Source organism: Streptomyces sp. NPDC127197, from assembly GCF_042672405.1.
Lineage (GTDB): Bacteria > Actinomycetota > Actinomycetes > Streptomycetales > Streptomycetaceae > Streptomyces > Streptomyces flavusporus.
On record NZ_JBHXVG010000094.1, the window covers coordinates 1 to 7,039 of the forward strand.

Consider the following 7,039-nt stretch of genomic DNA (forward strand, 5'->3'; position numbering starts at 1 on the left):
TGGTGAACAGGATGGCAAGAGCGGAGTGACGAGAGATTGTCACGCTCCGTTCTGTGGGAGCCCGGGGGTGCGATTCCCCCGGGCCACCCGACCCCCCTCTCTCCGGGAGGTTCTCTGCCTCTCCTTCTCACACTCCATCTCTTGCGCGACTGAGAGATCTGTGTGGTTGCGCGTACGGCCTGAGGGCACATCACGCACCGCGCGCTTCCGATCCCGACGACGCAGAGAGGGCGCCCATGCACGGCGGCGAGAAGAAGAGGAAGAAGGTGCCGCGCCAACGCGGCTTGGCCCCAGGGAACCTAAATCCCGACGGGGATTTGTGCCCCGAGGCCCGGCGGCAGTGGGACATCGGGCTGGGCAAGGTGCCGACGCTGCGCGGACTGGTCTATGCCCTCACAAACGCGCAGCGCACGCACATCGACGACGTCATGTCCAAGGTGATGCTGGCGTTCTTCGGGCGGCTTCGGTCAGGCCCGCTGGAGGGGGATGTCGGGGCGTATCTCAGGACGATCACTCAGCGTGAGGCGTGGAAGCACCTCGAAGAACTCCGTGACCGCGCAGAAGTGTTCGTCGGGGACGAGACCTACCGCCTGGAGGACCCCGACGCGCATATCAGCGTTAACCCCGCCAGCAAGGTCGAACTCCACCAGGCGATGCGGATCTTGCGGGAGGAGTTCAGCGAATTCCAGCTGAAAGCCTTCGTCCTCTACGAGGGATACGGGCTCCAGGCCCCCACGATCGCCAGCCTCCTCGGCGGGACCGCCACCAAGGCATCCGTGCGCGACGCTATCCGCCATGCCCGCAAGAAGCTGCGCTCCGAGCACGTCGGGGTCCGGCTCGGCATCCGCCTGGCTGAGGAGTAGCTGCCTCCAGGGGCCACGGGCCGCCCGCAGCGAAGACGGAGCGGCCCGCGACTCCGAGTGGCGGCTGCACTTGCCCGTGCAGTCACCAGGAGATCGCTGGCATCACTACCCGGCGATCTTGAAGGAAAGACGACACACGACACAAGAGACGTAACCACCACTAGACAGGCGAAAAGCATCACTCCGCATCTTTTCGTCTCACACACATTCGATGAATGCCGTCAGGACCACCCTGTGGCACACGGAGGTTGACATGGTTGAACTATTCGCTCGGCGATTGCCGCTCTCAGTCCTCACGGCCGTGATGGTCGTCATCGCGTGGGTGCGCCGCATCTTCGAGGCCTTCCTCCTCCGGTTGCCCAGCCGCCCGGCCGCCCGGCCGACCGGCCGTCTGCACCCCGAATCGAACCGTCTGGCGCGCCGAGAGCCGCTAGCGAGCGAGTAAGACGCAGCTTCTCGGGGGAAGGGCCGGGCCCCACCTGTCTCACAGGTGGGGCCCGGCTCGTCTGTTTCTCGGTACCGATGCACAGAACGCACGGGGCCCGCCGCCTCCAGGCTCTCCAACCCAGGCGGCGGGCAGGCACTCCCAGAGGAACGCCCATGACCACGATGCACCGCAGCGACGACCAGGGCCAGCACGTCCCCGAACTCGCGATCCTGGACAGCTCCTTCGACGACTTCCTCGCCCAGGCCGAGCACGAACTCGTCTGCCGCCGGCGCGAACTCCGTGTCCTGCGCTGCCGCGCCCGGCGCCAGCGCCGCCGCGAACTGCGCCTCCGTACACGCGCAGCGCGCTCTGTCGGCCGGACGGCCCCCGTAGGGCTCGCCGTCGCCGGATCCATCGCCTTCGTCGGCGGCACGGTCTTGCTGATCGTGGGGGACCTCGACGCGGCGAAGGACGCCTTCGCTCTGTCGGCCGCTGCCTGGGGCGCCGCCACGGCGGTCCGCACCACCCCGGGCAGCTGAATCAGGCGCTGGCGTCGAGCGAGGCACGAGGGGCCCCGCCAGCTCGGCGGGGCCCCTCGTCACGTGAAGAGCCCCGGTGGTGCGGCAGCGCCGTGCCGTTCCGGCACGCAGCATGGCGCACAGCATCTGATGGAACCGCGTGGAGAGCGACCGGGTGGCGAGCACTACTACCTGAAGTCGATTGAGTCGACCCGTACGCGTGGAGAGCGACCGAGGACGGCTACAGCGTGCGCCTGACCGGGGCAGTCCGACATCGCGTCGTGTCATTTCCGTAGTAGTCGGTACGGCTTCGGCATCGGCCGGTGCGCGGTGAAGGGAGCTGCGGGGCGGGCAGGGCGAGCCGGGGCAAGCGGGAGCGGAGCCGTGACAGGGCCGGGCAGTGGACGGCGGCTGGCGCGGCACGGGCGGCGCACCGCCTGCGGGAACAGACCCAACGGTGTCTGACCAGTAACCCATGGGTGCAGATGATGCTCGCCTCCAACATGGACAACGTCGTCGCCGAGCTGCACACCGTGCTGCTCCACAGCGATCTCTCGGACGTGGCCGAACGGCCCGAGGGCCTGAAGCGGGATGCGGCGCTGTCGATGACGCTGGGCAAGCAGGGCTACCCGCCGCCGTGGCCGCGCGCGCCCCGGGAGGCTGCCGCGTGGCAGATACGGCAGATCGGGAAACTGCTGCGGCAGGCGGAGGTCCTGGTCATCTCCCCCGCCGCGCATGCTGCGGTCATGGCCGCGGCTGCCACCCTCGAGCCGGCCGACGTCAGCACGCTGGACCGCGACCGGGACATCCTCGTGCCCACCGGGCTGCTGGTGCTGCCCGAGCCGGTCGTGGTCGTCAACCGCACCTGCCCGCTCCAGTCCGGCGTCTCGCCCGGCTTCACCGACTGGTGCGCAGAAGGTCGCGTCGGGTGGTGACGAGGTCGTGCCACCGTGCGCGGGTGGCTGGTTCGCCGTCGAGCCATTGCGGGGCGGTGTGGTCGGAGGGGAGGGGGAGGTCGGCCATGAAGTGCGCGATGGCGGTGTAGTAGGCGTAGTCGCCGCCCTGGGTCAGTTCGCGCAGTCGGGCGATGGTGGTGGTCAGTGCGTCACGGTCGTCCAGGACGGCTTGGTGGAAGGCGGCGGCGAGTTCGAGGGTGGGTGTCATGGAGGTGAGGCCGGCGACGTCGAGCTCGGTGTGCAGGGCGCGGACGCGGTCGTCGAGAGTGGGGGTGCCGGCGTCGCGGATGAGGGCGGCGATGGCTGCGTTGATCGTTGTGGCACGCAGGTCGAGGCCTGCGAGGAGTTGGTGGGCCAGGTCGATTTCGTCGCCGGCCTGGCGGGGGTCGAGGAAGGCGAGGGCGAGGGCGCGCAGGGCCTGGTTGTGTGCGGCTTCGCCGGATTTTGCGTGCTGTTCGGCTTCGAGGCGTCCGGCGAGGTAGGCGGCGGCCGCGCGGGCTGGCTCTCCTTGCACCAGTACAGGTCGCCCAGCACCCGCTGGTGGCGGCCTTCCCAGCCCAGAGTCTGTGCGGCGGCGAGGGCGGTGGGGAAGTCACCGGCGAGACGGGCGGCCTGGGCGAGCCCGCGGCGGGCGGCGGGGGCGAGGCGGCCGCCGCTTTCGGCGACCTGCTGGTATCCGTGGCGTGAGTCCTGGCTGCGTCCGATGTCGCGGTATGCCTTGGCCCGGTAGTAGACGGCCATCTCGTGCAGCTCGGCGGGGAGCAGGCCGCAGTCGATGACGGTGGTGAGCCGACTCGCGGTGCGGGAGCGGTGTTCGTGCTGGCGGCGGGCGAGCGCGCTGAGGAGTTCGACCAGGGCGTCAGCGGCGGTGGCGAGGCCCGTGGCGGTGTCGGTGTCCGGTGGGGCGAGGGGCTCCCACACGGAGTCGCTGACGTAGGTCCAGGCGGCGGCGGTGAGCCAGTCGAGGTCCAGGCGGTGGTCGCGGGCCAGGCGCAGGCCCTGGCGCAGGCATGCGATCAGCAGCAGCCTGCCCGGGCCGGGGGAGTTGTGGTGCTGTTCGCCCAGCGTGGTGAAGGCGCGCTGGGCGGCCTGCTGCCAGTCTGCTTCGGTCCAGCGGTCGTCGGTGGTGTCGTCGGCGTTGCGTACGGCGGAGCGGATCAGGCCGTGGAAGTGGAAGGGCCACAGGCCGAAGGGGTTGTCGCGGACGAAGGGGCGCTCGGTCAGCCGCAGGGCGGGGCCTTCGTGGGCGAGGCCGGCGGCGCGCGTGGCGAGGGGGACGTCGAAGGCGTCCAGCAGGCTCACCGAGCGCAGGACGTGGCGTTCGTCGGGGGTGAGGTCGGTCAGGGTGCGGGCGACCAGGGCGGGGAAGTCGTGGTCGAAGTCGGCGGGCTGCGGGGTGCGGCCGCTGCGGCTCAGCTCGAGGAACCGGGCGACGGACAGATCGAGGTAGAGGGGCAGGCCGTGCGAGCGGGCGGTGATGACCTGCCGGACGGGCTCGCTGATGAGAGGCTGGCTGTCGCGGGTGAGGCGGCGGGCGAGGTAGTCGTCGCAGTCCTCGGGGGAGAAGTCGCCGATCAGCACCTGCCGTGCGGTGCCGGCCGGAGCGGGGGTGCGGGCGGCGGGCACGGCCGTGTGGACAAGGCCGGGCCAGGCGGCGGGGCCGGTGTAGTCGAGCTGGCCCTGCAGCGCGGGGTCGGCCCACTGCAGGCGGGAGCGGCCGGTGATCACCCAGAAGGCGTTCGGCAGGAGCCACACCGTCCGCTGGACCAGGCGCTCCAGGTCGCGGCGGGTCCGGTCGCCGATGTCCTCGAACGTGTCGAGCAGGACGACCGGCACGACGCGTTTGCCCTCGGGGAGGCGGGCGAGCTCCCACGCCAGCAGGTGCGGGTAGAAGGACAGGGCGTCCAGGTCGGGTTCGGCCTCCAGCAGGTCCGCCAGCCGTTCGCACCCGGCCAGGGCCCGTACGGTCCGGCGGCGTTCACGCAGCGCGCAGACGAGAGCGCCAGCGACCTGGCCGACGGCCGAGCCGATGGTGCCGGGCAGCATGAGCGCCTGGGCGACGTCGGCGAGCGCGGACTGCACCTGCTGCGGCAGCGCCTGCCCGAACCGGGAGCCGAGACCTGCGCGGCGCAGGTACTCCTCAAGCGGTTCGCCGGGGTGGTTGGCCTCCCAGTAGCGGCGCAGGGCCAGGTCGAAAGCGGGCAGGGGGCGCCCGATCCGGGTGAGCGCGGCCCGGATCGTCAGCACGATCTGCTCGAAGTCGGTACCGGCGGAGCGGGCGAGGTCGATGCGCACGGGCAAGATCCGGTCGGCCGGCCAGCCGGGCTCGCCCCACTGGGAAGGCCGCCGTCCGGCGTCGGTAAGTGCCGCCTCCAGCATCCGGGACAGGGTCGTCTTGCCGATGCCGCCCACGCCGTGGAAGACGAGGACGTGATTGCGGGGCGCCTCGAGGTCCTCTGCGCCGAAGCCGGGTGCGCTGATGTGCTGGAGGTGCTCGGTGAGCGCGGCCGCGACCGTCTCCCACTGTGAGGCGCGGTTCGTGAAGGCCTCATCAGCCCGCACGCTGCGGTCGTTCGTACTGAATAGGGTCCTCAGATCCCGGCCGCCGGTCACACCCACCCCCGAAAGATGATCACCTTTGGGTCCCAACCTATGCTGGGACCGCCCCCATCAGGGAGCCCGCCCCTCTCCAGGCCTGGCCAACTGCTGTGCTCTGGACGGACATACGGCATTCTTCAGCGATGCAACCCGATCCGGAGCCCTGGTACAGCTCCACCCTCAACCTTTGGCAGTTGGCAGGAGTGCTCGTAGCCAGCTGGAGCTTCACCAAGACGCTCACCGAGGGGTGGCGCCGCACCATCGGCCGCAGGCGCTACCTCACCACCCGCCTCCGCAAGATTGCCCCCGGTGTGCGGCACGATTACGTCGAGTCCCTGCTGGGTGAGCCGAAGTGGCAGTCGACGATGGAATGCACCCGTCTCACCGCCGACGAACCTGAAGACGCCGATGAGGACGACAGGAAAGTCGAGATCACCGTGCGGACCTGGCCCTTGTCTCGACTCGGCTACCTGGTCACCTGGGGTGATGACGACACCGTGGTCATGTACGGGATCACCACGATCAGTTGGTGGTTCCGGCCGCGCGTGCTGATCGGCGAGACGCGGATCCGGCTGGGGAAGACCACCTTCGCGGCCCTCGCCGACCCGGGCGAGCACAGCGCCTGGCTCGGCAACCGCCGGTTCGGATACCGGGAGCACCACTTCTTCGGCAATCCAGGCGGCTACCGATCGTGGTACGTCGGCGTCAACGACATCGGCTACAACGCCGTTCCTCCCGCCCTCGACTGGTTCGACGACGAGGACGACACCCGCACACGGCTTCTGCCCGACAGACAAGCCGCCTATCGGGCGAGCGCCCCGATCAACACCGTTGTCGTCAGCGGCATCGCCCTGTACGAGGAAGTGCAGGATGGCAGCTTCTTCGGCATCTCCCTGGGGGCCGACCAGGACCTGGTCCGCCTGGCCGACCCCGAGTACCAGGTGCTCGACAGCCGGATCAGTCGGGCCCACCGCCGCGTCCGGGACTGGCGATGGCGGATGAACTACCGCCGTTGGGAGAAGAAGCTGGGCGCCCTGCACGGCGGGTGACCGGGAAAGCCTCCGAATCGACCGTCCGGAGGACAATGGCCACTCCCGTTCATGATCAAGACCGAGGGGGTTTGCCGTGTCCGGCACACCAGATGAGCCCGACTTCTCCGGCCTGGAAGGCGGCGAGGAGCAAGCGGCGGAGGACGCCGTCCAGGAGGTGGTGAACTGGTACAACACCCAGATCATCACGGAGCGCCGCGCGCCAGTGCCCGATGAGGAGCGAATCGAGGTGCTGAAGGCAGGCCGTCAGGCCGCCCTCGCCGACCAGGCGCAGCTGGCGACCGCCGACCCGGAGGAGGCGGAGCGGATCGCCGCCGTTTATGCGGCGCGGCTGAAGGAGCTCAAGGAGTCGTAGTCCGGGTCCCGGAGCGGGACGGGCAGGGGCCAGACGGGCGGGTGCGGCCGGTCGATGCGGGCCGGCTGCACCCGAGGCGGCATCAGGGGCCGGGCGAGAGCGGCGATCTCATCTAGTGCCGCATCAGCCAACGTTCGCCCTGGTGTTCCCCGTCCCGTGCGCCGTTCTGTGAGCCGGTAGGCTCGTGGCCGTTTCCGGGAGCTGGGGGAGAGCTCAGACGGCTTTGGTCGAGAGCCCGATCCCTCATGTATCCCGTTCAGGAAAGACGCTGGA

Annotated in this window: 7 protein-coding genes; 5 read left to right on the forward strand and 2 right to left on the reverse strand. The window is 69.9% G+C overall.

Annotated elements, in window-relative coordinates:
* The first annotated feature begins 236 nt into the window (after positions 1-236).
* The 3 genes from ACFVJQ_RS45105 to ACFVJQ_RS45115 all read left to right on the forward strand — a co-directional run bounded on the left by ACFVJQ_RS45105 (position 237) and on the right by ACFVJQ_RS45115 (position 2,743).
* Entirely contained in the window at positions 237-863 is a 627-nt protein-coding gene (locus ACFVJQ_RS45105) for a sigma-70 family RNA polymerase sigma factor (protein ID WP_385791748.1), read from the forward strand.
* Positions 864-1,463: 600 nt separating this feature from the next.
* A complete protein-coding gene (locus ACFVJQ_RS45110; protein ID WP_385791750.1) occupies positions 1,464-1,829 on the forward strand; it encodes a hypothetical protein in 366 nt (121 codons plus the stop codon).
* 458 nt (positions 1,830-2,287) lie between these two features.
* A complete protein-coding gene (locus tag ACFVJQ_RS45115; protein ID WP_385791752.1) occupies positions 2,288-2,743 on the forward strand; it encodes a hypothetical protein in 456 nt (151 codons plus the stop codon).
* On the opposite strand, the gene ACFVJQ_RS45120 is transcribed toward ACFVJQ_RS45115, so the two are convergent.
* Both ACFVJQ_RS45120 and ACFVJQ_RS45125 read right to left on the reverse strand, forming a co-directional pair.
* The gene (locus ACFVJQ_RS45120; protein ID WP_385791754.1) at positions 2,706-2,972 is read right to left on the reverse strand and encodes a hypothetical protein; all 267 of its coding nucleotides are present in this window, start codon (positions 2,970-2,972) and stop codon (positions 2,706-2,708) included. The genes ACFVJQ_RS45115 and ACFVJQ_RS45120 overlap by 38 nt on opposite strands.
* On the reverse strand, positions 2,969-5,326 hold the full coding sequence (locus ACFVJQ_RS45125) for an ATP/GTP-binding protein (RefSeq protein WP_385791756.1): 2,358 nt from the start codon (positions 5,324-5,326) through the stop codon (positions 2,969-2,971). The genes ACFVJQ_RS45120 and ACFVJQ_RS45125 overlap by 4 nt, the downstream gene beginning before the upstream one ends.
* A 179-nt stretch (positions 5,327-5,505) precedes the next feature.
* Between ACFVJQ_RS45125 and ACFVJQ_RS45130 the strand changes: the two genes are divergently transcribed.
* Positions 5,506-6,411, forward strand: coding sequence for an ETEC_3214 domain-containing protein (locus ACFVJQ_RS45130; RefSeq protein ID WP_385791758.1), 906 nt, complete (start codon positions 5,506-5,508; stop codon positions 6,409-6,411).
* 76 nt (positions 6,412-6,487) lie between these two features.
* Positions 6,488-6,766: a hypothetical protein gene (locus ACFVJQ_RS45135; protein WP_385791760.1), complete on the forward strand. Its 279-nt coding sequence runs from the start codon at positions 6,488-6,490 to the stop codon at positions 6,764-6,766.
* The last annotated feature ends 273 nt before the right edge of the window (positions 6,767-7,039 follow it).

What these genes read in the sequence shown, in the direction of transcription:
- ACFVJQ_RS45105 (WP_385791748.1), top strand. Translation starts at nt 237, where the DNA reads ATGCACGGCGGCGAGAAGAAGAGGAAGAAGGTGCCGCGCCAACGCGGC.
- ACFVJQ_RS45110 (WP_385791750.1), top strand. Translation starts at nt 1,464, where the DNA reads ATGACCACGATGCACCGCAGCGACGACCAGGGCCAGCACGTCCCCGAA.
- ACFVJQ_RS45120 (WP_385791754.1), bottom strand. Translation starts at nt 2,972, where the DNA reads ATGACACCCACCCTCGAACTCGCCGCCGCCTTCCACCAAGCCGTCCTG.
- ACFVJQ_RS45130 (WP_385791758.1), top strand. Translation starts at nt 5,506, where the DNA reads ATGCAACCCGATCCGGAGCCCTGGTACAGCTCCACCCTCAACCTTTGG.